This window comes from Treponema sp. OMZ 855 (assembly GCF_024181145.1).
Classification (GTDB): domain Bacteria; phylum Spirochaetota; class Spirochaetia; order Treponematales; family Treponemataceae; genus Treponema.
On the sequence record NZ_CP051194.1, the window covers coordinates 1,972,936 to 1,998,981 of the forward strand.

The window sequence follows — 26,046 nt, forward strand, 5'->3', positions numbered from 1 at the left end:
CAAACGCAAACTTGTATATCATCTGCACGTTCTCACTTCGTTGTGAACGTGCGTAAAAAGTCAATCGAAAGTTGATACTTTCTTCTTGACTTTTTATGGGGGACAAAGACAATGCAAACTGTATATCAGACAATGAGCGACGGTGCTTCTCTCGCCGTTTATACATGGCTTCCGGAACAACAACCGAAAGCAGTGCTGCATATCGTGCACGGAATGGCGGAACACGCCCTCCGGTATGATGATTTTGCAAAAACGGCATGTAAAAGAGGCTTTGCCGTAGTTGCCTCCGACCACCGCGGTCACGGAAAGACCGGTTCAAAAAGCGGCTTAATGGGATACCTTGCCGACGGAGACGGATTCAGACGTGTTGTCGAAGATCAAAAGGAAATCAATGCGGAAATACAAAAACACTACCCTACTCTTCCGGTTATTATCGTCGGGCATTCGTTCGGCTCCTTTGTAACACAGGAATACATCGAACGGTATGGCACAACAGTCAAAGCGGCAGTTCTTATCGGGTCTGCAGGCCCCAACCCAAGCATATCCGTTGCCTCGCTGCTAGCAAGCCTTAACTGCGTATTTAAAGGAAGAAAATCCGTTGCCAAGTTTATGAATGCATTGGTGTTCGGCTCATATAACAATAAAATCAAAAATCCGCACACAGCCTTTGATTGGCTTTCGAGGGATGAAAGCGAAGTAAAAAAATATATCGATGATGAATACTGCGGATTTGTCTGTACCGCAGGCTTTTTTCAGGATTTTATACGCGGGCTTAAAAGACTACATATGCAGACGGCTTTAAAAGGTATACCAGCCGATCTTCCTGTTTTAATTACCGCCGGCTCGGAAGATCCCGTTTCAAACGGAGGCAAAACGCTAAAAACCCTTTACCGTATCTATCAGGACATCGGAATGCAGGACGTAACGCTAAAACTATACGAGAACGGCCGGCACGAAATTTTGAACGAAACAAATAAAGAGGAAGTAAAAGCCGATATCTTGGGATGGATAGAGAATAGAGCATCGCTTAAAACTCAGTCAGATTTTTAGAAGTTCACGAGAGGCGGTAACCTAGTTTTAAAGAAAAAATAACGATACGATAACGGGATGAAATGGAACGGCTTTAATAAAAACGATGTACGCCTCTTTATTGAATTCGCTGCGGTAACTGCTTTCTTATTGCTTCCTCCACTGTTTTCAGCAGTACCGTTTACCCTGCCTCCCAAGCCGATCGGATTGTGTGCACAGTGTGTTTTCTACTTTTACACGATCTGTGCAGCCGCGTATGAAGAAATACTATACCGGCTCTATACTCCGAATCGGCTGCACCATATCTATGCCGGTTATATTAAACCGCGGCTGCAGGAAAATTGGGAGACATCGGAAAGCAATTTGGGAAACGCCGTAGATTTGCCGCAGTCGTCTAAAGCGCATCAGCAATGCCGATATAAAAAATCCGCTGCATTTAACACTACTGCAGCTTTTGAGTTGCTCCTGACCGAATTTCCCGCTCTCCTACTCTTCACACTGGCACACCGTTACCTCGGACTTTCTTCCATGATATTCGCCGCAGGAGCAGGAATCGTATTCCGCATTGCCTATCTCAAGCTCAAACAGGTGCTTCATCCGGCAGTAAGTATCACACTGGTAGCCGCAGTACACGGCCTTTGGAACATCGGGGTGTATTATTACCTGTGGGAACACAGCATTGCAGCTTAACTTTCCACCGTAGATTTATTCCTTACAATCACCCCGTATTTGTTATCTGTATAACTGCAAATTGGATTATAAGCTCATTTCATCATTTTGCTCATACCGTTCTCCCATAGCATATTATATCGATATAGTATACCATAATTATTCCGATGGAGAAGAGTGAATGAACGTATACGATTTGATTGCAGAACATTACAGCGAACTTTTCCCGCTTGAGGCGGAAAAACTTGATTTTATCCGACACCTTTGTCCGTTGCCGGGCAGATTGTGTGATGCAGGTTGCGCAACCGGCGACCTTGCGGTGGGTTTACATCAACGTGGATACGATATATACGGGCTCGACTTAAATGCAAAGATGATTGGAATCGCAAAAGAGAAAGCTTCGGGTATTCGCACATCCGGAGAATTGGCATTTCATCAAGCGAACATCTCCGATATTCTGCAATTCGGTACCTGTAACGGCGTACTGTGTTTCGGCAATACGCTCCCGCATCTACCTGATGAAACGGCACTCCGCCGTTTTTTCAGTGCTGTGTATCAAGCTTTACAAGAGCACGGTATTTTTATTGTTGAAGTCCTCAATTACGACCGCATCCTTGCCGAGAAAAAAATGGACTTTAAAGATAAAGAAAGGGACGCCTTTATTTTTAAACGGCGCTATGATTTTTTACCGGACGGAAATATCAAGTTTACCATAGAGTTTATCGACAAGCAGCACAATACCGTAGGTTCGGACTTTACGGTATTACATCCGTTACAGCGCCAAACACTGTTAGCTTTATTTGAACAAGCAGGCTTCCAATCCGTTGCCTCTTATTCGGATTACAACTTTACCGAAAGCGGTGCAGAAGATTACGCCGTAGTGTATACAGCGAAGAAATAAGCGGACACTCCAGTATTCTCATTTTGATAAGGAGCGATTCATGCGAAATGTAAAAGACCTTTACATGTCACTAATTTTTTTTACAATTATTGTGATAAACGGTATATCTGCAGAAAGCACCAAAGATTATAAAGTGCTAATTGGTATGGATCATGAAAAAGTGATGCAGCTTAAAGAAATTAAAACACTGGTAATTGATGCGGAATTTTTTTCTCAAGAAGATATCGCGCAGCTTCACAAAAACGGAAACGTTCACATATTTTCTTATTTAAACATCGGCTCTATCGAAACATTCCGCGACGACTATGCCGCATTTGCGGATATCGCTTTAGGACACTACGAAAATTGGGACGAAGAAGAATGGGTAAATGTTGCGGATAAAAGATGGCAAAAAAGGATAAAACACAAAGCGCAATTTTTATCTCAAAAAGGCATAGACGGTTTTTTTATTGATAATGCCGACGTTTATTATCATTATCACACACCCGAAATATATCAAGGACTGATAACTCTCTTACGCAAAATACACACGGAGAATAAACCCATTATCATTAACGGCGGAGATACGTTTATCACCGAAGCGATGCAGCAAAATTCTATTAAAGGAGTGGTACATGGGGTCAATCAAGAAAGCGTATTTACCGAAATACATTTTAAGAATAATACGTTTGGAGCAAAACCGGTAGAAGACAGAGCATATTTTATGGAATATCTGGCTCAATGTAAAACGTATGGACTCACCGTCTATTTACTCGAATACGGCGCAACGAAAAAACTGACGAAAGAAATAAAAGCATATTGCGAGCGCAACGGATTTACCTACGACATATCCCCTTCAGTGGAGCTGGATAAGCTGTTTTGAGTTTAAGGGGAAGTGCTCCCTCCCCCGTTCAGAGTGGTGTTTTTTCCATTCCCTTACAACCCTATCCTTTTTCCGCGCATTTCCAAAAGGTATTCCCTTTGGAAACCCCAACAAAAAATCAACAGCTCTCGGCACTCTGCATCAGAATTATTGATGGTTTTCTATCGTGTCCTCCGCAATTCCCGTAGGGCATTTTGCGCTTCGGTGTACTCGTCATAGGGTACGGCGCCATTCTTCCCGATAATCGAATTTTCGTGCCCCTTTCCAAGCAAGAGTACCGCATCATTCGGTTGAGCAAGGGAAAAAGCTTTACGGACGGCAGTCGGCCGGTCGGGAATGATAAACAGTTCTTCGCCGCGCTTCTTGTTAGGACAACCTGCAGCAATCATCTCCAAAAGCTCGACAGGATCTTCGCCGCGGGGGTCTTCGTCGGTGAGGATGATCGTATCGCAGTATTCTCCGGCAATTCTTCCCTGTTCCGGCCGCTTAACGGTATCGCGCTCTCCGCCCGAGCCGAATACGGCAATGATGCGGCCGCCTTTCGCTTTAACACGGTCACGGACAGACGGCATAATCGCTTGGAATGATGACGGCGTATGCGCATAGTCGATAAGCACCTCAAAGCCCTGTCCCGCTTCGACACGGCACATTCTCCCCCTTACCGGCATAAGCCGATTGAGCAACGGCACCAGCATATCAAACGGCAATCCCGTTAAGTTATGAACGGCAATAAGCGCGGCAAGGATATTATATACATTGAAAAAGCCGGTTACCGGAGCAGCGGCCTCATACGTTTTCTGCACACCGTTAAACGCTGCGTGAATGGTAAAGGTTAAACCGTTCTCCCCTTCATGCACGTGATCGGCAGATAAGCCGCCTGCAAAGTTTGAAAAGGGAACAGCCGTAGCAGCGCCATCGATATGCTTCTGCACGGAAAATCCGAATACGGGCTGCTTTGTCGCCTGTGCAAAATAGGCGGCAGACGGGTCTTCAAGATTGACGATGCCGAAGGCCGCAACCGTTCCGTTTTTTTTCTTATGATCATGGCTATCTAATGACCGAAATAAATTCGCTTTATCGTAGCGGTATTGTTCAAAGGTGCCGTGAAATTCCAAATGCTCCTGCGTAACATTCATAAATACGCCTGCATCGAACTGAACATGCAATAACCGTGCCGTTCGGGGAGAAAGCCCGTGAGAAGATGCTTCCACAACGGCGTATTCACAGCCGTTATCCCGCATACGGGCAAGCCGTTCCTGCACCGTAATCGATTCGGGCGTTGTCTGATGCGCCGGATTGGCGACCGGCTCATCTCCAAACGAAAAAGATACGGTTGAAGAAAAGCCCGCTTTTTTTTCGGCAAGTCGCAGCAGCTGCCAGATAAAATCGACGGTACTGGTTTTTCCTTCCGTACCGGTTACTCCGATTGTTGCCAAGTCTTTGGAAGGTTCCTCAAAAAAAACGGCAGCAGCAGCGGCCATTGCGGCACGAACATCCGGCACTTGAACGTAACAAATATGCTCTTGATATAATGGTAGTGTTGTTTCATGAATAACCGCAACGGCGCCCTTTGCAATAGCCGCATCGATAAACTTTGAACCATCGGTATGCACGCCGGGCAAGGCAAAAAAAGCGGCGCCTGTCCGTACCTCACGCGAATCATACGAAAGTGAATGCACCGTAACATCTGCCCCGTGCACTGCTATCGGCTCTATAGAAAAAAGACATTGAAGAATTGATTTTGCATAGCGGTTATTACACATGTGAACCTCTAAAAACCTCAGACTTTAGAGGTTTTTCTTAGATTTGATTTTGGAAAGTATAAACGGCGGGACATATTCAGGCAAGAGGGAGAAATAATTCATAAATCATTTAGAATCCGAATTGCGCAAACAATTTCCACCATTTTCAATTACCAATACCGTAAAAGTCTGACGCTATCCGCCGATATTATACAAGACATCTTTAGAAAATCGAAGCTTTAGGATGTCTCTTACAGAAGATACTTGGAGGTTCTTATGAGACGAAGTATGGGTATCACCATCTTACAAATTGCACTTGCTTTTTTCTTACTGGTCAGCGGAGTAACAGGTCTTATGCAATCCAGCGCCGGTAATTTAAATCCGGTGGTTACCTTTCTGACACAGCTGGTAAAAAGTTCAACAATAAGCACAATCATCATCATCGCGATTGCCGTATGTGAACTTATCGCCGGTTTTTTCCTGCTGATGGGGCTCTTTACGTTCTCCCCTCAAATTTTAAATGTGATCTTAATTATTTTTATCGTTTTATGGATCATCAATATTATTTTGATTGATTTTATCGGAACATTTAACAGCGGCATACATGGTGTGCACGGTTTACTAACCTACCTGCAGCAGCTCTCCGCTCACCTGATGGTACTGGGTGCCCTCATCTGCGTACAATATCGCAACTAAACCGCAACTCATTTTTTTAACTAAAGCGGCACGAATATAAAAAGAGCCGGCGCTAACGGTTGAAGTTTTAGCTACCATCCGTTTAATGCACCGGCTCTTTTTTTATGGTATTTGATGTTATTTAAAAAATAAACCAAACAAAATACAATTCGGCAAACTATGCCGTTTTTTCCGAAATCAGCTTTAACTCAGGCTTCTCTGTTTCTTCAATAACCTTCTTTGTGATATGCAAGGCCTTTTGACCTTTCATCGACGGAGCCTCGAACATCGCATCCAGCATCAGCTTCTCTACGATAGAGCGAAGACCTCGTGCACCGGTATTTTGATCCAGCGCTTGCTGAGAAATAGCGTCAAGGGCGGCATCATCAAAAGTCAGCTTAACGTTATCTAGCTTAAACGATTCTTGGAACTGTTTGATAATCGCGTTCTTAGGTTCAACAAGAATACGGCGCAAGTCTGCAAGCTTTAAATCGCTGAGCGAAACACTGATAGGAAGCCGTCCGATCAATTCGGGGATAATACCGAATTTTACTAAATCATCGGGGATAAGCTTGTCGTACAACTCCTGCAAATCCTTTTCTTTTGAAGACCGTACATCGGCTCCGAACCCCATCGGATTTTCTGCAACCCGTGTCTGAATGATCGTATCAAGCCCGACAAAGGCACCACCGCAGATAAACAGAATATTGGACGTATCGATCTTCAACATATCCTGATTCGGGTGTTTGCGTCCTCCCTGCGGAGGCACCGAAGCAACGGTTCCTTCAACAATTTTTAACAGAGCCTGTTGCACACCTTCACCCGAAACATCACGGGTAATCGACACGTTTTCACTTTTCCGCGCAATCTTATCAATTTCATCAATAAAAATAATACCGCGTTCCGCACGGGCAATATCGCCGTCTGCATTCTGGATAAGTTTTAACAGGATATTTTCAACATCCTCACCGACATAACCTGCTTCGGTTAAAGTAGTCGCATCCGCAATAGCGAAGGGAACCTTCATCTTTTGTGCAAGTGTCCGTGCTAACAGCGTTTTTCCCGAACCGGTCGGGCCTATCAGTAAGACATTGGATTTTTCAATAACAACGGCATTTCGGTCAGCCGGCGGATGCATAATCCGCTTGTAATGATTATAGACGGCAACCGATAACACCCGTTTTGCTTTCTCTTGCCCGATAACATATTCGTCAAGGTAGGTCTTTAATTCCATCGGTGTCGGAATATCCCCTGAAAGCTGTAAAGGCGTAGCCATCTTATAAGCGGTCAAATATTCTTTACAAAGCTGGATACAATGATCGCAGATAGCGACTCCCGGTCCCGGTACTATTTTTCGGCCTGCATCTTCCCGCTTGCCGCAGAAAGAGCAGATTAAAGAAGAATCACTTCTTAATTTAGGCATTTTTTCTCCTATCCATGACCATATCGACGATGCCGTATTCGCAAGCCTCTTGCGCAGACATAAAGAAATCCCGTTCCATGTCTTCGGCAACCGCCTTTTCCGTTTTTCCGGTGTGATGGGCGCAATATTGGATAATCAATTTTTTTAACCGGAGTATTTCCCGTGCCTGTATGGTAATATCGCTGGCTTGTCCCTGTGCGCCGCCCCACGGCTGATGAATCATCACACGGGAAGAAGGCAGTGCAAAGCGTTTTCCTTTGCTTCCCCCTGCCAACAGAACAGCAGCCATGCTGGCCGCCTGTCCCAGACAGATGGTTTGTACATGAGGATGAATATGCTGCATCGTATCGTAAACGGCAAGCCCTGCCGTTACCGAACCGCCGGGGCTGTTAATATAAAGGCTGATATCTTTATCGGGGTTCTGTGATTCCAGAAAAAGCAACTGTGCAACAACCAAATCGGCGGTTGCATCGGTTATTTCACCATCAACAAAGATAATACGGTCTTTTAACAGGCGCGAAAAAATATCGTAGCTGCGTTCCCCGTTTCCCGTCTGCTCAATAACATAAGGAACAAGGCTATGCATCTGTTCCGACATCAGCAGCTCCCTCTCCAAGCAATTGTTCTACCGTCAGTTTTTCACCCGGTTTTACCGTCGATTTTTCAAAAAGCTGAGTATAGAGTTTCTTTTCTTTAATATCATCGATCACATATTCTTTTTCACGAGGATTTCCGTCATAATGCTTTTTAACTTCTTCTGCGGATGCGCCTGTGCGCTCAGCTATTGAGGCGTATTCCGCTTCAACGTCTTCCGGAGACGCGGTAATGCCCCGCTCTTCCATCAGTTTTTCAACGATGATACGAGTCTTAAGCCGGAGTTCAGCCTCTGCCCGCCATTCAGTCATCGCGGATGCTTTTGATAATTTACCGTTTATATCGATTGTCAATTTTTCCAAACTTTCGGGAGACATTCCCAAGCGCTGGGCCAACATAGCCCACCGGCCTTCGAGTTCTGCCTTAACCATAGACTCAGGCAACTCAATGGGATTGGCTTCCGCCATCTGCTTCAGCAGGTTGTCGGTCTTTTTCCGATTCAGAACATCTTCTACCTGGCGTGTAAGATTTTTTGAGATGTCAGCTTTTAAATCGGCAAGTGTCTTGTATTTTTCGCTTACGTCCTGCGCGAGATCATCATCGATAGCAGGCAAATCTTTACGTTTTAATGCAGTTACGCTAACCTTTAGCTTGATTGTTTTTCCGGCCAACTGTTTGTCGATATGTTCGGCAGGATATGTCTTGGTGATAACCTTTTCTTCGCCTTTCTTCATACCGATAAGCTCATCATCTACACCGTAATGGAACTGTCCCTTACCGACGGTAAATACAAAATCATTCCGTTTTGAACTTTCGATTTCCGCATCGGCATCATCAAGCTGCACATAGTTAATGGTTACGATATTATCATTTTTTACAGTATCGCCCTCACCGCAATCGATGACAAGCGCGTTGCGTTCCTGTATCAACGCCAATTCTTTTTCGATATCAGCATCGGTAACGGATACTTTGGGTACGGATACCGTAAAACCTTCCGTCTTTGCTATTTCTACTTTGGGAAGTACATCATAGAGAACAGTAAACACCAAGTCGGAGTCAAGTTTGAAATCGGGCGTACCGTCAAGTTCAGGCTGTGAATACGGTAACGGCCGCGAATATTTATCCGCAGATTCAAATACTTCTTCCAATACATTCTGAATTACTTCGTCATACGTTTCAGCGCGCAGCGTATCGCCGAATTTCTGTTCAAGGACTTTTACCGGTACTTTGCCTTTACGAAAGCCCGGTATTTGGAGCTGTTTCGCATATTTTTTCGTTAAAAGCGCATATCGGTTTTGCACCTCATCCTGCTTAACGGTAATCGAAAGTTTCATCCGAGACTTTTCGATAGGGGTAAATTCTTTCGTAAAATTCATTGGCATATCCTTATGGTACTAAAAGGGTTTCTCGCAAGAGAACTTTATTCTTGACCGGAAACATCCGGTTAAAAAAAAAGCGATTCGGGTGTACCGAATCGCTTCTGTAAGAGCGGGAAACGGGGATTGAACCCGCGACATCCACCTTGGCAAGGTGGCGCTCTACCACTGAGCTATTCCCGCAAAATATATCGCTCGGTATGTACTGTTGTGGAATCCTGCGAGAGGAGGGACTTGAACCCTCACGCCGAGGCACCAGATCCTAAGTCTGGCGTGTCTGCCAATTCCACCACTCTCGCTCACAAAGTGAGTCGAAACAATATACCGATGATTCTTAGGAATGTCAAGTCCTAGCCTTTAGGCTACTTAACCTCCTATTCATCTGAGCCATGCAGGCTTCGAACCTGCGACCCACAGATTAAGAGTCTGTTGCTCTACCAGCTGAGCTAATGGCCCGTTACATAACCGTCTTAGCAAGACTGAACGAGTATTCCATAATTTCAAAAGAAAGTCAAGCCCCGTGCAAACGCATCAGGTTGTTTTTTAATAGCCCGCAGAATAATTGAGGTCGTTCAACCAGAGTTGAACCTCTTCGCGGTTCAAATGGTCTCACGGCCTCAATTATTCTGCGCTTTTATCTACTCTACCTGGTGCGTTTGCACTCCTGCCAAATCAACATACCGCAGTACCGCCACGGATGGCGGTGGTTCTACGCAGCAGCGAGTTCGCATTGCGAACTCGTAGCCCAAGAATGTGCAAGGACGCACATTCTTGGGCGGGGCTCTGCCCTAAGAACCTACCTTGGTTCCAAAGCATAGTTCTGAAAATAAAAGCTAAACAGTGGTGACTTTCACACTAACTCGTTTCAGTACCGCCATCCGTGGCGGTTTAGTTTTTAAGCGGTTCCGTTTTCCACTCTTTAATTGTGCGTGCTTGTTCATCAAATGAGCTGCCGATAAGCACGATCTTCTTGCTGTCTGCCTTATACTGTTCCGCATAACGGTGCTCTTTTATCTGGTTGAGCGCATCTTCCGCACTACCGTTGCCGGAGAGCTTAAACTCAAAGATATAAACAGTATCAGCGGTTTTGAGTACACAATCTGCACGTCTGTCAAAACTATACATCCGTGTATAGTTTTGACTACGAGTTTCGGCACAGCCGAAACATCGCTGCTGCATGGAACCACCGCCCTCCATGGCGGTACTGTGGCAATGTACTTCCGTTTGCACAAACTGTCCCATCAGCGCAAAGACGAGATACACTGCCGTTTGGTAATTCTGCTCCCTCAGTTTCAAGTTTTGTTCGGTGAAGTTGTCGTATGCAATACTGGAAATAATCGACTTGAGCCGCTCCATAAACTCGTCCACATTGCCCTTACGGATGTCCTGTATAAACCGTCCTATCCATACCCCGGTTTGACTCAATGTTAAACCGGAATACGCAGGCAAGAGATTCTCCAAAAAGCCGTACCGAACTTCATCATTCGGAAAACCCAGCTGATACAGCCGCAGATCGCTGATATACTTCTTGATGGTGAGGTACCCTGCTTGAAACAGAATGGGTAATGCATCCTGTGCCACCGCCCGGTACGTTTCCAATCCTGTTTGATTCAACTCAACATTGCCATCAAGGTCGGGGATATAATAGCCTGCTTCTTTTAAGAAGTTGACTAAAAAAGTCGGCGTTCCCGTGCCGAACCAGTAACTGCTAATCTCTTTTTTGGCTAAGGCGCTCAACACACTAAAGGGGTTGTACATCCCTTCCCCGGCAGGATGGAACAAATAGCCGTCGTACCACTGCTTTAAGGTTGTTAATGCCTGCGGATAGTCCATATTCTGCCGTGTTGCAAGTGTTTGTATATCCGGTTGGAAGGTTTCTTCAAGCTCTGTTTGCGTAAGACCGCAGATACCGGCATAGTCTTCTTCCATCGATATATCACGAAGATTATTCAAATCGCTGAAAATACTAATCTTGCTGAATTTAGTAACGCCGGTTAAAAACGCAAAGCGAATATATTGATCACAGGTTTTTATAACAGAGTAAAATGCTTTGAGTGTATTACGGTAGTGTTCGTTCAGTTCTTCGTTCACACCCATCGTTTGCAGAAGCGGTTTATCGTATTCGTCTACAAGGATGACGACTTGCTTACCTGTTTGCTGATAGGCAGCCTTTATGAGGGATGTAAACCGTTTAGCATGAGAGAGTCCACTCTTTTGCAGATTGTATCTCGGCTCTTCGGTATCTAAAAAATAGCTAAGCGTTTCATCTAAAGCGCCGCTCAGTTCATATTGCCCGGTATTAAAATCCAAATAGAGCACAGGGTATTCCAGCCATGCCGATCGCTGTTCTCGTACAGCCTGTTCTTCTTCCGCTTGTTCAATATACAAATCCTTGAACAGCTCTTTTTGACCGAGAAAATAGGCAGCGAGGGTTGAAAGAAACAAGCTCTTGCCGAACCTGCGCGGACGGCTTAAGAAATACACCTTACTATTATTGACTAATCGCGAAAGATACACCGTTTTATCAACATAGAGAAATTTTTTTTCCCTCAAATCTTTAAAACTTTGGATGCCGATCGGTAGTTTGCGTGGTGCGTTCATACCTGCAGTATAGCAAGATTATTGCAGTAAGCCTATCCTTGCGCTTCCGTCTTCCAGTTTCTTATCGTTCCTTAAAATTCGGCAACCGCAGCCTTTATCAGACCTGTCGGCTTGTTCTGTAAGGAAACGGTTTATCTTATCCGCTAAAGCGGATTGCGAATCAAAAGGCGAGGATTGGCGAATTGCCACACTTTTGCAACGAAATGAAAAAGTGCAATCAATAGGCGATGTTTGCGATAAGCAAACTCGCAGCGTTTTTAGACAATGCCAACAGCATTGTCTAAAATAAGCCTTCGTTTTTCTTCATCAAATCCTGTTTAATACCCCCGCCCTCCTTGGCGGATATGCACACGCTCTACAGCAAAACACGTGCACCTCTACACATTTTGCCTGTTCGGTTTCGCCGCATACCGCCACGGATGGCGGTGGTTCCAAACAGCAGTAAGTTTTTCGATAGAAAAACTTATCGTTGAGCAGTGTACACGGACGTACACTGCTCAACAGCCCGCTGCTGCTCTACCTCTCCGGCAAAATGTGTGAACTCTAGGGGCGACAACCCACACGAAAGCCAAGAATGCCGATGCTGCTGCCGGGGACGACGAAGAACCGAAAACCGACGACGCAGTCCTTCGCGCTAACGTTCCAGCTACCGCCGCGCATGACGCGGAAATTACCGGAAGCAGCACCCTGCGGGTCGGTTACAAATCCGCCGGATTCGTAAGCGCCGTCGTTTGCTGTAGGATTATTATCATACCGGTCAAAACACCATTCCCAGACGTTCCCACTCATATCGTGTAAGCCAAGTGCATTTGACCGCTTTTCTCCTACAGGATGGGTTTCATTGTCTGCATTACCGCTATACCATGCAACTTCTCCCGTTTCGGCTGTATCCCACTTGTCTTTCGCTCCACTCGCACTGTTTAGTTTGGTCAGCCATACATTGCCGTATTTTTCAGCATTCGTACTTTCGTTTTGCCACCGGGCTGCATATTCCCATTCGGCTTCTGTAGGAAGTCTAAAACCTTTTTTACTCATATCGGCATAGGCAGCATCGCAAGCAGCTGTATCAGTCGCGTCTTTTAATACCGTAGTATCGGTCTTGCTTTTGCGGTAGACGCATTCGCTCTCAGCATTGTTCGTTTTCTGGGTATACGCATTGCACCATACAATACAGTCTCGCCAACTTACCTTCGTTACCGGCTCTTCTTCGCTCCCACTTCCGTCTTTGCCTTTTACTCCTACATTGGCAAACGTATACCCGTTTTCAGCTTTTACCGCCCAGTCGTATACTTCTTTCCACAGCTTATACGTCACTTCCATTTTGCCCAGCTTATAAGGACTCAATTTTACCTTACGCCCTTCGCGAAATACGCCTTTCCATTCATCTCCCAATCCGGGCAAAGGATCTGTCGGATCCATACCGGTAATTCCTACTGCAGGTGGGGTTATTTTTATAAAGCCGTCGCCTGTATCTTCAAAACTACCTACATTGCCGGAAGGTGGTGTAATTTCTCCATTTCCCGAACCGCTACTTCCTACAGTACCCGGGCAGCCGGTACACACTAACAGTGCAGCTAGCAGCAGCACTATCGAAAAACCTAAGACTTCTGTCTTTCTATCCTTTCCTTTCATAACATTTCTCCTCTATATATTATTTTATCTCAAAGCGCCAAAGGTTTCGCTTATGGCTTTCATCCATTACTTCATTACAAATTACCAATTACCGCTCCGTTTACCCTGAATCAAACCACACTGCCGGACGGCTTCGACGATAAAAAACTGTGTTGATAATATGTTTATAATGAAGACGTTTTTGCATATCTAACGCACAAAATATGCCCAAGGCAGCAAAGTATCGTCTGTGTGTAAAAGGAAAAACACTAACACTGCTTGTGCCGTCTGCAAAAATTGATGAGAAAAAATAATGATGTTGTTGTCTGAATGAAAAGGCTACCCATTTTTCAAGGCGCAGTCTAGTTGCTGAGTCGCTGAGTCATTATGCCGACGAAGCTATGTATGTCAACTACCTTTTGAAAATATGCCGCTACTGAAAATAGCAACTGCACTTTGGAAAGAGGCGGTTGGTGCTGCAAAAATCCGATGCGTTGGCTCAGCATATTCGCAATTATAGGAGCAAAAAGAGGAAATTGCAAGTCCACGTATTACCTTTTCAGGAAACTTTTAAACAGTAAGCGTATACAGTTCTTTTTCTTCGCGTTCCATACGCCTCAATAATGCATCCCGAACTTTTTTGAAAGTCCGCTTAAATTCATCGATATCCGCAAGTATTTTTGACGGCGTGTTGAATTTTTTATGAAAGGCGAGATACGAATCCGCTATGCCGGCCATTTCATTCATATATGATCGGGTAATCGATCGAATTTTCTCATCGCTGCTCTCCAATAATTTCGGATAAACAAAATGATCCTCGGAGGCAAGGTGCATATTCAATACACCCGTTGTTTTATTAATAAGCTCTGCAATTAATGGAGCATTTGCCTTGTCTATAGTACCGTTTACAAGGTTGGTTAGCTGGCGAAGGTAATCTTGCATGACCCGATGCTTTGTTATGTATAAATCCATGTCCATATCATATCTCCTAACGGTTTATAAATGAAGTATCTATCTGTACGGAAAACTCAATTCCCCTGTACTCCTTATCAAAGTATGTTAATTACGGATGAAGGTACTAAAATAACAGCGAAAAGACAAGTAAGACTGATCCTACAACGCTTTAAGATAGCGCAATACTTTTTGCGGGTTTGCCTGTACGCGCGTTTGTAGGCGCTCAAAAGCTTCTTTTGTTTCGGTTGCGGAACCGCTTAACAGCAAAGCATTCCGCTTCCACAGAAACCAAAGATAATGCATTTCAGGATGAACATACAGCCGCTTACGTTCCAACTCGGCCTGTAGATCACTGCCAAGTTCAAGATGATTAGCTTCCCCCGACAGCCAAAACAGCCCCGCATCACAAAAGCAGATCACAACCCGCCGGAAACCGCGAGCCGCCGCATCATCGTTCACAAAATCTTTTACAATAAGCTGAATTGCTCCAAGAGACAAATCATACCCTTCCAAACGCAGCGCCTTCCTCAATGCGATAAGATCTTCCCGTACCGATGCACGTACCGCATCATTTTTCCCTGTTTGCAGCCGTTTACGCCATACGGCAAATTGCTGCTCATAGTTCTGCTGCAAAGGGGTAGACGCAAGAAAATGCTCCGTTTCGGAAAGCAATTTCCAATCGGATTGAAAGCTATCCCGGAGGTTATTCAAAAGTCTTGTTGTAAGTTTTTCCGGCATACGGTATGATATATTCCTCTCAATATGAAAATAGTGGTAACGGCAGATATCCATGCAAACATGGAAGCACTCAACGCTGTACTGGATTCCGTCAATGGACAGTACGACGGCTTTATCTCGCTTGGCGATATGGTCGGCTACGGTCCCGATCCTGAGGCCTGCATTCAGCGAGTAAAAAGATTAAAAAAACATATCCGTCCGTGCATTCTTCTGACAGGTAATCACGAAGAAGGATTGCTTAAAAGGCTTCCGTCCGGCTGGTTCGGCGAGAACGCCCGCCGCTCTCTAAAAAAAACCGCACAGCTTATTTCATGGAAAAGCCGATTCTTTTTGGCAGGCTTGCGTCCTCTCTATTTTTTATCCGAAAAGACACTGCTTGTACACGGCTCTCCGTTGGAACCCGTCACCGAATATCTGCACGGCGGGCAAGAAACAGCCGTATCGCTCCGGTACCTGTGTGCAGAAGGTTTTAAACTCTGCTTTTGCGGACACACGCACCAAGCTGCCGTTTTCTACATCGATCGGGGATGCTACGATGCGTTATACCCCGAACCGGAGCAAACGGTAACACTCGATAAAGATTGCTGTATCATCAATCCGGGCAGCGTAGGCTTTCCGCGCGTATTAGACGCAGCAGCGGGCAGGGCGGCGGAGCTTGCCGATAAAACGCATTTCCCTGCATATTTCGCACTGTGGGATACTACAGCCCGCACAATCACCTTTAAAGCGGTATATTATGATGTCCGACCTACCAATGAAAAAATAAGCCAACGGCTGGGAACGGCTCTATTGTAAATGCGATCGTAAAATTGATCAGGCTGTTATCTTTTTCCCCCTTTTGTATGGTTCTAGTCCCCTACCCCATTTTTTAAGCATATATCATTAAGATTACATCCGGCACAATCAGGATTTCGCGCTTTACAGACATATCTGCCGTGCAACAGTATCCAATGATGAGCGTCCAGCAAAAATTCTTCGGGCGTTACGCGCAGTAAATCCTGCTCAACTTCAAGCGGAGTTGTCCCCTGCGACAGCCCAATACGCGGAGCTGTACGCAGAATATGTGTATCGACCGCTATTGCCGGTTCCCCGAATCCTACATTCAGCACAACATTTGCTGTTTTCCGCCCGACCCCCGGAAGGCTTTCCAATGCGGTACGGTCATGCGGTACCTCCGAATGATATTGGTCTATCAGAATCTTACTGAGCGCGATAATCCGCTTTGCCTTTGTCGGGTATAGATTGATAGAATTGATATAGCTTTTCAGTCCCTCTTCGCCAAGTTCAAGCATTTGCTCCGGCGTATCAACCTTTTCAAAAAGAGGCGTGGTTGCTTTGTTTACCCCAACATCGGTTGCCTGTGCCGAAAGCACCACGGCAACCAGCAATGTATAGACATTTTTCCAATGCAGCTCGCTCCGCGGGTTGGGATTTTCCTGCCGCAGCCGTTCATACACCGTGTACACTGCATCGGCGGGAAGCAATCGTATCGTAGGATCCATAATCTCATTCAGCCTTTTTAAGTAAGCTACGAGTATTTATGCAGCCTGTCAACCCTTCATACCGGCGCTTGATCCGTGCGGAAAGTTACATTCCCCAACACTCCGCATCGAGGGATAGTTGATTAAAAGAAGAAAAGCGGTGATACTGTGGCAATGTTGTATTCTGTATATTGTACTGTTGAAATTGTCATGCTCGTTTTGGGATTGATATGCTTTTTTGCCTTGTATTTTATTCCTGCGGGGTACGGAAAGCTGATCGATAAAAAATGGGGTTTCAGTTTTAACAATAAAGCTGCATGGATGCTGATGGAGTGTCCCACCCTTATCGTTATGATTTCTTTACTGTCCATACTTGACTATGCACACAAACCGGTACGGATAGTGCTTGTGTCTTTCTTCCTTGCGCACTACATTCAGCGCACGCTGATTTTCCCGATGCTGCTCAAAGGAAACAGTAAAATGCCGCTCAGCATAGTATCTATGGGGATGCTCTTTAATACGGTCAATGCGTTTTTAATCGGTTTATGGATTTTTTATTTTTCTCCTGCGGAAATGTATAGCGTGCGTTGGTTTGCCGATCCCCGTTTTATCGTTGGTGCTGCATTATTTTGCGCCGGTATGTTTATCAATATACAATCCGATTCTTATATCCGTTCGCTGAGAGCAAATGGAGACAGCAAGCATTACTATCCGTGTAAGGGGATGTACCGCTATGTTACCAGCGCAAACTACTTCGGTGAATTGGTGGAATGGCTCGGCTTCGCTGTTTTAACATGGTCATCCGCCGGTTTTCTGTTTTTATTTTGGACAGCTTGCAATTTAGTACCGCGGTCTCATGCCTTGTATAAAAAATATGCGCAAGACTTCCCCGAGGAATTTGCCCGCTATAAACCAAAGCGCATTATCCCCTTTGTGTATTAGAGGAACCTGCTAAACGACCCAGCTTCGGAAAGCGTCACTGAGCTTCATTTTTCGTAGGCGGATATATCGCGGGCATCCTCTGCCGAATATGATTCCGTTTCATCACTCGTGTGGTCGTCGTACCATACCTGTGCATAAAACGGAATGTGTTTTGCAAGCTCTCCGAAATTCCACGGCGGTACGCTGCAGCATTCGGGACACCAATGGCCTGTTTTAAGCACCAAATACGGAGTCGCCGAAAAATGATGACCATTATGGCACTGCCATTGCAGCGGACGGTACATATCGCCGCGGGTCATTGTTGTACTATTGCACTTGCCGCCCCGGAAAGCCGCCGCCTGCTGCATATCTTCAATATCAAGGTCTTCCGGCTTCTTTGTTTCATCATAGCCGTGATTTAAAAGCATATTGTTTGCTGCAAGCAATGCTTCGTCTTTTAATGCCTCGTAATCTAACTCAGCACCGGTTTCAGGGTTTTGATTTTTGCACAATAACGGGAATTTTTTCCAGCTGCGCGGGATTGCGTTATAAGCCTCCAACGATCCGAAAAAGGCATCCACTCTTTTTTTGAGGTTGTGCGTAACCCAAAAAACCGGAGCATTATTTGTGTTCAGCAGCGGCATAATCGAAAAACGCTGAACCAGACGCGGGAACGGTTTTCCCAATTTAAAATACCACAATTTTTTTTCAAGCTTTGAGAAAAACGCTTCAAACCCTTCATGCTGGAAATCAAGATAGCTGTTTAAGATATGAGAATCGGCAAACCACATACAGTGGAAATTGCGGTTTGCATTCCATTCGGGGCGGAAAATTTCCTCGGCGCTCCGTCCCATCATTTTAAAACCGCGGTCAAGCGTTTCAAAACCGGTAACACGGGCATCTTTTCCATTGCCAATATTGTATACCTTTCTCCAAAAATCCGGCTTGAGTGTTCCGTTGGTATCTTTTTCGACCAGATTTTTCAAAAGCAGCCCGGAGGTACGTGCCGTTGCCCATTCTATCGGCGTATTCCAGCACGTATGAAACATCAACCCGTCATTCATGTTATTGAAGAGCACTTCGTCATATAAGATGCCGCTTTGCCGGAGCGAAACCCAGCATAAAGGCGATTCAATAACCGCACGCTCAGCCTTTACTTTGCTTGCCGCATACATATCAAACGCACTCGGCAAAAGCGGATCGCCAACTCGTCCCCACGGATGTTTGAATGTTCTATTACCGTACTCCGCAACGGTGCCTATGTAAACGAATTTTGTCTTTTCGATTTGCCTGCTTTCTACCACAGCATTCAGCAGATTTTGAGTTCCCAGCCAATTTGTACGGAAAGCTTCATCATGATTGTGGTCGGCTGCCGGAGGAATAATTGCCGCACAGTGAAGCACATAGTCTGCATCTTTTACACCGGCAAGGCAGTCTTCGTAGTTTTGTATATCACCGAACAACACTTCAATGTTTTCGTTTTTCTGAAGCTTTTTTGCCAGCTTTATATTCGCCTTTTTAGGCCGTAATAGAACACGGCACCGGAATGCTCCCGTTTGAGCAATCTGTTTTAATGCTTCGGATCCCATCGTTCCGGACACACCGGTAATAAAAACAATTTTCATATATTTCTCCGCAATCGCAGATATGCAACAATAAATGCGACGGTAGTTAAACTCCAAGATACAGGAAACGCCCACACGATTAGTTCAATCGAAGGATACCGCGGTACGACACACCATATCCACAGAATACGGCACACGCATATTCCAAGCATGGTAATAATCATCGGTTTAAATGTTTCGCCGATTCCGTACATTGCTGCAGACAAAACCTCCGAAAATATGAATACCGTATAAAAGGGAGCCATCAGATGCATTAACCGTTCAGCGGTGGTAAGAATACCATAATCTTCGGCGCTGATAAAGAGCTTTCCCAATGGCACACACCATAAATACAAGATCGCACTCAATATTCCGATAATAACGACACTCATCAATAAACCGGTACGAACCCCCGTACTTACCCTGTCATATTTTTTCGCGCCATAGTTTTGTGCAACAAACGTAGAAACAGAGGTTACCATTGCTTCAAGCAAAATCCAAATCAGAAAATCCAATTTACCACATAACGCCCATGCTGCAATGTTTTCCGTACCGGTAGCATTTACCCGCGCCTGAATGATCATATTTGCAGCCGGGAAAAGTATTGACTGCAACCCTATCGGAATACCCAGTTTTGTGATAGCTGCAACTACAGTACCGTATACTTTAAACTTTGAAACATACAACGGACACAAACTGCTTTTTTTTGAAAGTGTAACAAAAAGAATTGATGCACTGCATAATTGCGCAAGCACAGTTGCGAAAGCTGCCCCGCCGATCCCCCACTTGAACACACCGATAAATACAATGTCGAGTATAACATTTATTCCGCTTGAAACCACCAATGCATAAAACGGCGTTTGCGCATTTCCCATTGCCCGTAAAATTCCTGCAGCAATATTATAAAAGAGCGAGATTAACATCCCGCCGAAGTATATCCTGGCATAGATTAATGTTGCATTAAAAATATCGGAAGGAACACCCATCATTCCCAATAATGCAGGAGCCGATAAAACACCGATAACAGATAAAAACGTTCCGACAATAAACGTGAGCACTAATGCCGTATGCATTGTCTTTGACAGATCATTGTACTTTTTTGCTCCATAGAGCTGTGAAATTAAAATTGAAGAACCGGCCGACAGTCCGCTGAACAAATTAACGGGTAATCTTAATAGGCTAAAAATAGAATCGATTGCGGCAAGACCCTCTTTGCCGGTAAACCGCCCGACAATCACCGCATCAGCTGTCGTATATAAATGCTGAAAAAAATTCCCCACCAAAATCGGTAAGGTAAATATAATCAGTACTTTCCAGATAATTCCTTCCGTCAGGTCACTATTTCTTTGTCCGGCTATCATTTTATTTCCTTCAAAAAATATAATGGTCAACAGACCGGTTAAAATAGACCTAACAAGGCAGGCATGAAATACGGGAAACAACAAGAAGTTTAATATTATTAAAAGAATGAGACTAGGCGGATTCGAACCGCCGGCCTTCAGATCCGGAATCTGACGCTCTATCCAGCTGAGCTATAGTCCCAAAGGCTGTTTTATACTACACAAGACGGTATTGGGTGTCAAGCCCTGAACAACTTCTTCTTGTGTAAAACACGCTTTTTCATTATTATGTGCTCATCTATGATTGTAACACGTTTACCTGAAAACCTCTCCGGCTATCACATACACATGATTGGTATTAAAGGCACCGGTATGGCAGCCTTAGCGGAGCTGCTCGTTTCGCGAGGCGCAAAGCTAACCGGCAGCGATGTCAGCGATGAATTTTATACCGATGCACTTTTACGCAAGCTGAACATACCGGTAAGCAGTCCTTTTGCACCTTCAAATATTCCCGCCTCTACAAAGCTTATCATATATTCAACGGCTTACACGCCCGATAAAAATCCGGAGCTGCACGCCGCTGTAGAACAAAATATCCCGCGCATGAGCTATCCCGAAGCGCTCGGCGCTTTTTCTCAACACAGTTATTCGGCAGGTATTGCAGGCGTGCACGGCAAAACAACGACCACCGGTATCGCAGGAACTCTTTTAAAAGACTTACATTTAAGCGCCTCCGTATTGGCAGGCAGTGCGGTGTCTAACTTCGGCGGCGGATGCACAGTTATCAACGGTTCAAAATATTTTGTCGCCGAAACCTGTGAGTATAAACGTAACTTTTTATTTTTCCATCCGCAAAAAATCGTACTTACTAGTATCGAAAGCGACCATCAGGATTATTATCCGCAATACGAAGATATATTAACCGCCTTTTTGCAATACATCGACCGCCTGCCCCAGTTCACCGAATTAATTTATTGTTCCGACGATGCAGGAGCGCGGGAGGCGGCAAAACTGACATTTTCTTCCCGTCCCGATCTTGTCTTAACGCCTTACGGCAAAACGGCACACGGCGATTACGGGATTAAAACCCTCGGCATCCAAAACGGACAGTCCGTTTTTTCCCTCCGCGGTTTTGACGGAGAATTCCGTATCGGTATTCCGGGAGAACACAGCGTCCTCAATGCCGCTGCTGCTATCGCGCTGGTAATCGGACTTATCAAACAGGAGCGGAAAGAAGTTACCGCTGCCGACCTCACCGCAATCAGGAACAGTCTCGCCTCGTTTAAGGGAGCAAAGCGGCGCAGCGAAATTTTGGGCGAAGTCAACGGCATCCTCTTCATGGATGATTACGGGCATCATCCCACCGCAATTTATAAAACCCTCAAGGGCATACACGAGTTTTATCCCAAACGGCGTATTATTGCAGACTTTATGTCGCATACCTATTCGCGTACTGCAGCGCTGCTCCCCGAATTTGCCGACGCTTTTTCCTACGCCGATACGGTTATCCTGCATAAGATTTATGCTTCCGCACGGGAAAAATACAGCGGTTCGACAAACGGCAAAACCTTGTATGAACAAATGAAGAAGCGGCACAAACGAGTTCATTATTTTGAAGAGATTATGGACGCAAAGGATTTTGTAGAGCGTGAGTTGCGCCCAAACGATTTATTCATCACCGTCGGTGCAGGCGACAATTGGAAGCTCGGTCGAGCCGTTTATAACGACTTACTCGAAAAGGCGCACGTATGAAAAGCATGACGAGCTATGCCTATCTTGACGGCATTGTGAGCGGTACCGATATTTTCTGCGAATTAAAGAGCTATAACTCCCGATTTTTGGATCTCAACATCAATATTCCCTCTACAATCACTCAACTTGAACCGTTTTTACGCAAATATTTTTCCAAGCGTATCATACGGGGCAAGGTCGATTTTTATTTGCGTTTAAAAAAAATCCATAATGATCAGCCCATCCTGCCCAATATACCTCTCGCACAGTCCTACTATAAATCCATCGCTGATATTGCTCATGCGCTCGGAATGGAAAATCAAATCACGCTCGACCTGATTTTACGGCAAGAGGGAGTGTTACAAATCGATAAAAATTTTGATGAGGAACTTTGGCAAAAAGCCCTTACTCCCCTTCTCGATAAGCTGACTGAAAAATTCAATGCGTGCAGGATTGAAGAAGGCAAGGCATTGTCCGCAGACATACGGAAAATGCTTGCCGTACTTTCCAACTCCGTTGCGGAGATTGAGCGGCACGCTGCGAGAATGGAACAACTTTTTTCTGCAATGCTGAAAAAGAAATTTTCCGACCTTATGGAGCGTGAGCCGGATCCGCAGCGTGTTATGCAGGAGACTGCGGTGCTGCTTGTTAAGTATACAATCAATGAAGAAATTATACGGGCAAAAGCTCATATCGCCGCTTTAGAAAAAGAAATTACAGAGAACGAAACTCCCGGCCGGAGAATTGATTTTTTATGTCAGGAAATCAATCGGGAGATTAACACCATCGGCTCCAAAAATCAGCTGACGGAAATCGGACAAGCGGTAATCTCCGCTAAAGATGCTCTGGAAAATATCCGCGAGCAAGCTCACAATATCGAATGAGGGATACACTGATGAAAAACGACTATGCTATTCCTGCAAAAAAAGAGCTGCGCATTGCAATCTCAGGTGCTTCCGGCTGCGGCAACACGACGGTCTCTACCTTGCTTGCCGACACATTGGGTATTCCGTGCATCAATTATACCTTTAGGAATCTTGCAAAAGAATTGGATATGCCGTTAAAGAAAGTCATTGAGCAAGCGAAGACTGATTTCAGCTTTGACCGCATTGTCGATAACCGCCAAGTTGAGCAGGCGCTGAAATCATCGTGTGTACTGGGTTCCCGCCTTGCGATTTGGATGCTGAAAGAGGCAGATTTAAAAGTCTATCTTTATGCCTCTGATGAAGTACGTGCCGGGCGTATCTTTCAGCGGGAGGGCGGAAGCCTTGAACATATCAAAGAGTTTACCGCGATGCGTGACAGCGACGACACCCGCCGGTACAAAGAACTGTACAATATCGATAACACCGATTATGCCTTTGCCGATATGCTGATCGATACGGAGCATTATACCCCCGATCTCATTGTAGAGCTTATCATAGACGAGCTTTTACGGCGTTCGCTCATTGTTCCGAAAGCAGACACATAACAAAGGTTCGGAATACCAAGCCTTGAAGAGCGAACAGCTTATCCATAGTAAACAAATGAGTATTCTTGAAGCACCACCTCATCCCGATTACACCGATTTTCAAAAAGCGATTTTAGATTACTATGATGCACATGGGCGATCTTTTCCATGGCGCACGACGAACGATCCGTACTCCATCCTCGTGTCCGAATTTATGCTGCAGCAAACGCAGACCGAGCGGGTGGTGGAAAAATACAACCGCTGGTTGGAAGTGTTCCCCACGGTGCAAGACCTTGCGGCAGCCTCACTCGTACAGGTGCTTGAACAGTGGGTAGGCTTGGGATACAATCGCCGCGCGCGTTTTTTACATCAGTGCGCCCAAACCATTGTAAGCGAATACGGCGGCGTTGTTCCCGATGCTCCTGAAACGCTTCAAACGCTTTCGGGTATCGGCCCCTACACGGCTGCCGCGATTTCGACATTCGCCTACAATAAACCCAATGCATTTATCGAAACAAATATCCGCGCGGTGTTTATCTTTTTCTTTTTTAAGGACAAAACCGATATCAGCGATAAAGAATTATTCCCTCATATCGAAGCCTCTCTGTATAAAGAAAATCCGCGGCTTTGGTACTACGCGCTGATGGATTACGGCGCAGAATTAAAAAAGAAGACCGTCAATCCGAACAGAAAAAGCAGGCATTATACCAAACAGTCCAAGTTTGAAGGTTCGGTACGGCAAGCACGCGGCGCAGTAATTAGAACCCTTACGGCACACAGTAATCAAGGATATGCAGAGCTGTACGGCAACACACAGACGGAAAAGCTCCTCTTCGATAAAGCGCTCGAAGGTCTCATTCGCGAAGGTTTTGTTGCAGAAGAAGGCGGCTGTTATTCCATTAAGCAGTAGCAAAATTGAAAACCCTAACGGCTACATCCAATCCATGCAATGTAAAAACTAAAAACGTCATCGCCTATTGAAACCGTTGTATCCGCTCATAGAGCGCTGCGGCAATGGGTAAGAGCGCCTCTTTAGTGTTTTGCGCAGGATCATCCAATACCGTTTCCAAAAGATCATGCAAAACCAGACCGAGGTATTTTCCCGCAGGAATACCGATCGCCATTAAATCTTTTCCGTTAACCGCTAAATCTTTAAGGCTGTATGCTCCATCCTCTTTAAGGAGCGTATCAATCCGTGCCGTAAATTCTACAAGAAAGTTCGGCTCTGCATACGTACCGGTGAGCCCGAAAACATCCGCTTTTCGTAATGAAAATAAATCATCGATATTTTCTTTCCCAACACGGACGATAAAACGGCGGACGGCGGCGTCAGTCCATGAAGGATCATAATGAAACATGTGTTCGGCAACTAAATGAGCAGTCTTTTCTATTTCGGCATTAGAGTATTTCAGACGCCGCATAATGCTGCGGGTCATTTTTTCGGAGACAGCCTCGTGGCGGTAAAAGGTACAGCTGCCGTCCGCCGCTTCCTTGCGGGCAGCGGGCTTCCCGATATCGTGGAAAAGCCCCGCGAGCCGGATATGGATGTGTTCCATTCCTGCCGGGCAGGCATTGCACACCAGAAAACTGTGGTCGAGTACATCAAAGTGATGATAGCTTCCCTGCCCGATGCCGCGGCATTCCATCAGTTCCGGAATAAAGAGATTCAGCAGCCCTGTGCTTTCCATTAGCCGCAAGCCGGTAAGCGGAGTTTGACAGCTGAGCATTTTTGTAAACTCTTCGCGGAATCGTTCAATCGAAATTTTTTGGGTAATGTGCAGCGCCTGCGGGATTGCTTGTAATGTTCCCGTATCGACGATAAAGTCGAGCTGCGCTGCAAAGCGAACCGCACGGACGGGGCGCAAACCATCCTCTAAAAATCGGTCGAGCGGATTCCCAACTGTTTGAATCCGCCCTGCACGGATATCAGCTCTGCCGTTAAAGGGATCGACGATTTCTCCGTCAGGAAGCGAAACTGCAATGGCATTCATCGTAAAATCGCGGCGGGCAAGGTCTGCTTCTATGCTTGCCGTATATGAAACTGCTGCAGGGTGCCGTCCGTCGGTATAATCCGTTTCGGTACGGAAGGTTGTACATTCGATATGCTTATTTTTATAGATGATGGTAACGGTACCGTGTTCTATTCCGGTAGGAATTGTCCGCCGGAATAAGCGCATTACTTCCTGCGGTTGCGCATCGGTTGCAATATCCCAATCGCTTGCTTTTTTCTTTAAGAAAAAATCGCGGACAGCCCCGCCTACGAGATATGCGGAAAAGCCCGCTTCATGGAAATATCCGCTGATTTCTTTGAGTAGAGAAGGAACGGGAAATTTTTGTTCCATAA

General features: G+C 45.4%; 23 protein-coding genes and 4 tRNA genes. 11 read left to right on the forward strand and 16 right to left on the reverse strand.

The window, feature by feature from the left end:
* Nucleotides 1-111 precede the first annotated feature (111 nt).
* The 4 genes from E4N65_RS08880 (at nucleotide 112) to E4N65_RS08895 (ending at nucleotide 3,461) form a co-directional block, all read left to right on the forward strand.
* On the forward strand, nucleotides 112-1,050 hold the full coding sequence (locus E4N65_RS08880) for an alpha/beta hydrolase (RefSeq protein ID WP_253672875.1): 939 nt from the start codon (nucleotides 112-114) through the stop codon (nucleotides 1,048-1,050).
* Nucleotides 1,051-1,107: 57 nt separating this feature from the next.
* The gene (locus E4N65_RS08885) at nucleotides 1,108-1,719 is read left to right on the forward strand and encodes a CPBP family glutamic-type intramembrane protease (RefSeq protein WP_253672877.1); all 612 of its coding nucleotides are present in this window, start codon (nucleotides 1,108-1,110) and stop codon (nucleotides 1,717-1,719) included.
* 160 nt (nucleotides 1,720-1,879) lie between these two features.
* Nucleotides 1,880-2,599 (forward strand): class I SAM-dependent methyltransferase, encoded by a 720-nt coding sequence (locus E4N65_RS08890; protein ID WP_253672879.1) that lies wholly within the window; start codon nucleotides 1,880-1,882, stop codon nucleotides 2,597-2,599.
* 40 nt (nucleotides 2,600-2,639) lie between these two features.
* The gene (locus tag E4N65_RS08895; protein WP_253672881.1) at nucleotides 2,640-3,461 is read left to right on the forward strand and encodes a glycoside hydrolase family 191 protein; all 822 of its coding nucleotides are present in this window, start codon (nucleotides 2,640-2,642) and stop codon (nucleotides 3,459-3,461) included.
* Nucleotides 3,462-3,622: 161 nt separating this feature from the next.
* Here E4N65_RS08895 and E4N65_RS08900 read toward each other — a convergent pair whose 3' ends face one another.
* Nucleotides 3,623-5,224: a UDP-N-acetylmuramoyl-L-alanyl-D-glutamate--2,6-diaminopimelate ligase gene (locus tag E4N65_RS08900; RefSeq protein WP_253672883.1), complete on the reverse strand. Its 1,602-nt coding sequence runs from the start codon at nucleotides 5,222-5,224 to the stop codon at nucleotides 3,623-3,625.
* Between the two features lie 255 nt (nucleotides 5,225-5,479).
* On the opposite strand from E4N65_RS08900, the gene E4N65_RS08905 reads away from it, so the two are divergent.
* Nucleotides 5,480-5,899, forward strand: coding sequence for a hypothetical protein (locus E4N65_RS08905; RefSeq protein WP_253672885.1), 420 nt, complete (start codon nucleotides 5,480-5,482; stop codon nucleotides 5,897-5,899).
* A gap of 157 nt (nucleotides 5,900-6,056) precedes the next feature.
* Here E4N65_RS08905 and clpX read toward each other — a convergent pair whose 3' ends face one another.
* The 10 genes from clpX to E4N65_RS08955 all read right to left on the reverse strand — a co-directional run bounded on the left by clpX (nucleotide 6,057) and on the right by E4N65_RS08955 (nucleotide 15,175).
* Nucleotides 6,057-7,301, reverse strand: a complete 1,245-nt coding sequence (gene clpX, locus E4N65_RS08910; protein WP_044015358.1) for an ATP-dependent Clp protease ATP-binding subunit ClpX — start codon at nucleotides 7,299-7,301, stop codon at nucleotides 6,057-6,059.
* Nucleotides 7,294-7,899, reverse strand: coding sequence for an ATP-dependent Clp endopeptidase proteolytic subunit ClpP (gene clpP / locus E4N65_RS08915; RefSeq protein WP_044015357.1), 606 nt, complete (start codon nucleotides 7,897-7,899; stop codon nucleotides 7,294-7,296). Before clpP ends, clpX begins: the two co-directional genes overlap by 8 nt.
* Nucleotides 7,880-9,271, reverse strand: coding sequence for a trigger factor (gene tig / locus E4N65_RS08920; RefSeq protein ID WP_253672887.1), 1,392 nt, complete (start codon nucleotides 9,269-9,271; stop codon nucleotides 7,880-7,882). Before tig ends, clpP begins: the two co-directional genes overlap by 20 nt.
* A gap of 111 nt (nucleotides 9,272-9,382) precedes the next feature.
* Nucleotides 9,383-9,454 (reverse strand) — tRNA-Gly (locus E4N65_RS08925).
* Nucleotides 9,455-9,490: 36 nt separating this feature from the next.
* A tRNA-Leu gene (locus E4N65_RS08930) sits at nucleotides 9,491-9,570 on the reverse strand.
* An 84-nt stretch (nucleotides 9,571-9,654) separates the two neighbouring features.
* A tRNA-Lys gene (locus tag E4N65_RS08935) sits at nucleotides 9,655-9,727 on the reverse strand.
* 432 nt (nucleotides 9,728-10,159) lie between these two features.
* Nucleotides 10,160-11,872 (reverse strand): ATP-binding protein, encoded by a 1,713-nt coding sequence (locus E4N65_RS08940; protein ID WP_253672889.1) that lies wholly within the window; start codon nucleotides 11,870-11,872, stop codon nucleotides 10,160-10,162.
* Between the two features lie 543 nt (nucleotides 11,873-12,415).
* Complete coding sequence (locus E4N65_RS08945; protein WP_044015263.1) at nucleotides 12,416-13,504, reverse strand: formylglycine-generating enzyme family protein; 1,089 nt, start codon at nucleotides 13,502-13,504, stop codon at nucleotides 12,416-12,418.
* Between the two features lie 549 nt (nucleotides 13,505-14,053).
* Nucleotides 14,054-14,461: a hemerythrin domain-containing protein gene (locus tag E4N65_RS08950; RefSeq protein WP_044015260.1), complete on the reverse strand. Its 408-nt coding sequence runs from the start codon at nucleotides 14,459-14,461 to the stop codon at nucleotides 14,054-14,056.
* A 135-nt stretch (nucleotides 14,462-14,596) separates the two neighbouring features.
* The gene (locus tag E4N65_RS08955; protein WP_044015258.1) at nucleotides 14,597-15,175 is read right to left on the reverse strand and encodes a hypothetical protein; all 579 of its coding nucleotides are present in this window, start codon (nucleotides 15,173-15,175) and stop codon (nucleotides 14,597-14,599) included.
* A 24-nt stretch (nucleotides 15,176-15,199) separates the two neighbouring features.
* Between E4N65_RS08955 and E4N65_RS08960 the strand changes: the two genes are divergently transcribed.
* The gene (locus E4N65_RS08960) at nucleotides 15,200-15,970 is read left to right on the forward strand and encodes a metallophosphoesterase family protein (protein ID WP_044015257.1); all 771 of its coding nucleotides are present in this window, start codon (nucleotides 15,200-15,202) and stop codon (nucleotides 15,968-15,970) included.
* A gap of 53 nt (nucleotides 15,971-16,023) precedes the next feature.
* Here E4N65_RS08960 and nth read toward each other — a convergent pair whose 3' ends face one another.
* On the reverse strand, nucleotides 16,024-16,665 hold the full coding sequence (gene nth / locus E4N65_RS08965) for an endonuclease III (RefSeq protein WP_371921834.1): 642 nt from the start codon (nucleotides 16,663-16,665) through the stop codon (nucleotides 16,024-16,026).
* 165 nt (nucleotides 16,666-16,830) lie between these two features.
* On the opposite strand from nth, the gene E4N65_RS08970 reads away from it, so the two are divergent.
* Nucleotides 16,831-17,598, forward strand: a complete 768-nt coding sequence (locus tag E4N65_RS08970; RefSeq protein ID WP_253674825.1) for a DUF1295 domain-containing protein — start codon at nucleotides 16,831-16,833, stop codon at nucleotides 17,596-17,598.
* 44 nt (nucleotides 17,599-17,642) lie between these two features.
* On the opposite strand, the gene E4N65_RS08975 is transcribed toward E4N65_RS08970, so the two are convergent.
* From E4N65_RS08975 to E4N65_RS08985, 3 genes are all read right to left on the reverse strand, one after another.
* Complete coding sequence (locus tag E4N65_RS08975; protein WP_253672893.1) at nucleotides 17,643-19,202, reverse strand: NAD-dependent epimerase/dehydratase family protein; 1,560 nt, start codon at nucleotides 19,200-19,202, stop codon at nucleotides 17,643-17,645.
* Nucleotides 19,199-20,542 carry an MATE family efflux transporter gene (locus E4N65_RS08980; protein ID WP_253672894.1) on the reverse strand — a complete coding sequence of 448 codons (1,344 nt, stop codon included), beginning with the start codon at nucleotides 20,540-20,542 and terminating at the stop codon, nucleotides 19,199-19,201. Before E4N65_RS08980 ends, E4N65_RS08975 begins: the two co-directional genes overlap by 4 nt.
* A 107-nt stretch (nucleotides 20,543-20,649) precedes the next feature.
* Nucleotides 20,650-20,723 (reverse strand) — tRNA-Arg (locus tag E4N65_RS08985).
* A 98-nt stretch (nucleotides 20,724-20,821) separates the two neighbouring features.
* Between E4N65_RS08985 and murC the strand changes: the two genes are divergently transcribed.
* From murC to E4N65_RS09005, 4 genes are read left to right on the forward strand one after another with little or no spacing between them, the layout of a single operon-like run.
* Complete coding sequence (gene murC / locus E4N65_RS08990) at nucleotides 20,822-22,273, forward strand: UDP-N-acetylmuramate--L-alanine ligase (RefSeq protein ID WP_253672895.1); 1,452 nt, start codon at nucleotides 20,822-20,824, stop codon at nucleotides 22,271-22,273.
* Entirely contained in the window at nucleotides 22,270-23,136 is an 867-nt protein-coding gene (locus tag E4N65_RS08995; RefSeq protein WP_253672896.1) for a YicC/YloC family endoribonuclease, read from the forward strand. Before murC ends, E4N65_RS08995 begins: the two co-directional genes overlap by 4 nt.
* 11 nt (nucleotides 23,137-23,147) lie before the next feature.
* The gene (gene cmk / locus E4N65_RS09000; protein WP_253672897.1) at nucleotides 23,148-23,723 is read left to right on the forward strand and encodes a (d)CMP kinase; all 576 of its coding nucleotides are present in this window, start codon (nucleotides 23,148-23,150) and stop codon (nucleotides 23,721-23,723) included.
* A 55-nt stretch (nucleotides 23,724-23,778) separates the two neighbouring features.
* Nucleotides 23,779-24,612 (forward strand): HhH-GPD family protein, encoded by an 834-nt coding sequence (locus tag E4N65_RS09005; RefSeq protein ID WP_253672898.1) that lies wholly within the window; start codon nucleotides 23,779-23,781, stop codon nucleotides 24,610-24,612.
* Nucleotides 24,613-24,676: 64 nt separating this feature from the next.
* Here the strand turns inward: E4N65_RS09005 and E4N65_RS09010 are convergent, their stop codons facing one another.
* Entirely contained in the window at nucleotides 24,677-26,044 is a 1,368-nt protein-coding gene (locus E4N65_RS09010) for a CCA tRNA nucleotidyltransferase (RefSeq protein WP_253672899.1), read from the reverse strand.
* Between the last annotated feature and the right edge of the window lie 2 nt (nucleotides 26,045-26,046).